The organism is Streptomyces sp. NH27 (assembly GCF_056859195.1).
Map to the genome: position 1 here is coordinate 1 of NZ_JACEGK010000745.1, position 2704 is coordinate 2704.

Below are 2704 nucleotides of genomic sequence, written 5' to 3' on the forward strand. Positions count from 1 at the left end.
GCCGGGCGGGCGGGCCTCAGCTGGGCCGCGACCAGGCGTCCCACAGAGCCGCGTACGTCCCGCCGGCCGAGCGCAGCGCCTCGTGGGAGCCCTGTTCGGCTACCCGTCCTCCTTCCATGACGAGAATCGTGTCGGCGGTGGCGGTCTGCGAGAGCCGGTGGGCGACGAGGAGGGCGCTGCGCCCGTGCAGGACCCTGGCGGCGGCGGTGTCGAGCAGCCGCGCCGAGTCGCTGCCGCCCTCGGCCGTGGCCTCGTCGAGCACGACCACCTCCGGGTCGAGCAGGAACAGCCGTGCCAGGGCGAGGTGTTGGGCCTGGCTGGGGGCGAGGTGGTGGCCGCCGGCGCCGATCACGGTCGCGGCGCCGTCGGGCAGTGCGTCGACCCATCCGGTCGCGCCGACCGCGTCCAGGGCGGCGGCGACCTCCGCGTCGGACGCGTCGGGCCGCGCCAGCCGTATGTTGGCGGCGACGGTGCCGGCGAAGACGTGGGTCTCCTGGGTGACGAGGGCCACCGTGCGGTGCAGTTCGGCGGGGGAGAGGTCGGCGAGCGGCACCCCGTCCAGCGTCGCGGTGCCGCGCCGGGGCGTACGGAGCCCCGCCAACAGCGCGGCCACCGTGGACTTTCCGGAGCCGGTGGTGCCCACGACCGCCACGTGCTGGCCCGGCTCGATCCGCACGCTCACGTCGTGAATGACGTCCGGCCGGTCGCCGTAGCCGAAGTCCGCACCGTCGAGCCCGAGTACGAGTCTGCGCCGGGACCGCGACTGTCGCCCCGGCCTTCCGCCCGGCCGAACTTCCGGCGCCGGGACGCTTGGTACGGGTACGGGTATGGGTGCATGCGCAGGCGGCGGCACGGACTTCGGCGCGTGCTCGGGTGCCTCCGTCGCCTTCTGGGGCGCCGCGTCGAGGACCCCGATCAGGCGGGCCAGCCCGGCCGCCGCCTGCTGCACGCTGTCGAACGCCCCGAGCACCGCGTTGATCGGGTCGAAGAGCCCGACGAAGAAGAGGGCGGCCGTGGTCGCCGCGCCGACGCTCGCCGTGCCGGACCGCACCAGCACGGACGCGGCGAGCAGGATCGCGCCGAGGCCGATGAACTCCGCGACGTTGAGCCGCCCGAAGAAGCGTGTGGCGGTGCGGGTGGCCCTGAACTCGTATTCGGCCGCGGCGAGGGACGCGTCCCCGACGCGGGTGTACTGGCGGCCGCCGAGCCGCAGCGCCCGTACGGTCGGCAACGCCGCGAACGCGCCGAGCAGGGCGGAGGTGCGGTGGCCCTCGGCGGTGCGGCCGGCCGCGTAGATCGGGCGGGACGTACGCAGATACCAGCGCAGGGTGTAGGCATGAAGGGGCACCGCGAGCAGCCCGGCGAGCGCGAACCGCCAGTCCAGGGAGGCCAGTCCGACCAGGGTGGCCAGGATGGCGAGGGCCGCGGACACGAAACTCCCGAACCCGCCCTGCGCCGCTTCCGTGACGCGCTCCACGTCGCCGGAGACACGCGAGACGAGGTCGCCGCCGCCACCCGCCTCCACCGTGTCCACCGGGAGGGCGAGCGCGGTGCCGACCACGTCCTCGCGCAACTCCGCCACTTCGGGCAGTACGACGCGGGCGAGCAGCACGTTCGACGCCCAGGTGGCCGGCGCGCCGAGCACCGCCGCGGCGGCGAGCAGGACGACCGGCCCGACCACCGCGGAACTGCCGCGGCCGTCGACGATCGCCTGCGTCACCCAGCCGATCGCGATCGGTCCGACGAGGCCGAGCGCGATCTCGGCGACCATCACGGCCGTGGTCGCCGCGAGCAGGCCACGACGTCGGCGGAGCGCGGCACGCAGATACGCGCGGGTGCGGCGGCCGTCGGCGACGGGCAGCAGCGGGCGGGCGGCGGCCGCTACGGCGGCGGGGTCGGTGGCGGAATCGGTGGCGTTCATCGCGTCAGCAACTCACGGTAGGCGGCGTTGCGACGCATCAGTCCGGCATGGGTGCCGCTGTCCGAAGCGAGCAGGGCGACGGCCGGGCCACCAGGTGGTGTCCCGTCGCCCGCGGGGCGGGACGTGCTCGTCCCGTCGTCCGCGCCGTGCGGCCGGGCGGTCCCGCTGCCCCCAACTCCCTTGACTCCCTTGCCGCCGAAGCCGGTCGGGCCGTCCGCCGCACGGCCGTCCGCCGCACGGTCCTTTGCTGCGGCGCCGGCCCTTCCGCGGTCGGCCGCCGCCTCCTCCGGCGCGGCGTCGTGCAGGAAGAACACCCGGTCGCAGCGGGAGAGCAGAGCGGGGCTGGTGGTGACCAGGAGCGAGGTCAGGCCGTCGCGGGCCCGCAACTCGCGCAGGCGGCCGGCGATACGGTCCTCGGTCGCCGCGTCCACGGCCGTGGTCGGGTCGTGCAGCACCAGCACCGGCGGGGCCGCGGCGAGGGCGCGGGCGAGCGCGACGCGCTGCCGCTGCCCGCCGGACAGGCTCTCCCCGCGGTCGCCCACGGGTGCCTGCGCGCCGCCGGGCACCGTGTCGATCACCTGGTCCGCGAACGCCGCCCAGGTGCCGCGCTCCGCGGCCTTCCGGTCGGGCGCGAGCAGCGCGATGTTCTCCGCGATGGTGCCCGGGAAGAGCACCGCGTCATGCGGCGACACCAGCACCCGCGCCCGCAACTTCTCCAACGACATCTCGCCCACCTCCTTTCCATCGATCTCGATCCGCCCTGTCCCGGGCTCGCCCTCCCGC

At 75.7% G+C, this 2704-nt stretch carries 2 protein-coding genes; both read right to left on the minus strand.

Translation table 11 applies throughout. The annotated features are described in order from the left end of the window. Nucleotides 1-16 precede the first annotated feature (16 nt). Nucleotides 17-1921, minus strand: a complete 1905-nt coding sequence (locus AC13HU_RS35275; RefSeq protein ID WP_483046079.1) for an ABC transporter ATP-binding protein — start codon at nucleotides 1919-1921, stop codon at nucleotides 17-19. Further along, the coding region (locus AC13HU_RS35280) for an ATP-binding cassette domain-containing protein (protein ID WP_483046080.1) at nucleotides 1918-2704 on the minus strand (787 nt) is incomplete at its 5' end. The genes AC13HU_RS35280 and AC13HU_RS35275, both read right to left, overlap by 4 nt.

Coding starts and splice junctions, on each gene's coding strand:
- AC13HU_RS35275 (WP_483046079.1), bottom strand. CDS start 1,921: ATGAACGCCACCGATTCCGCCACCGACCCCGCCGCCGTAGCGGCCGCC.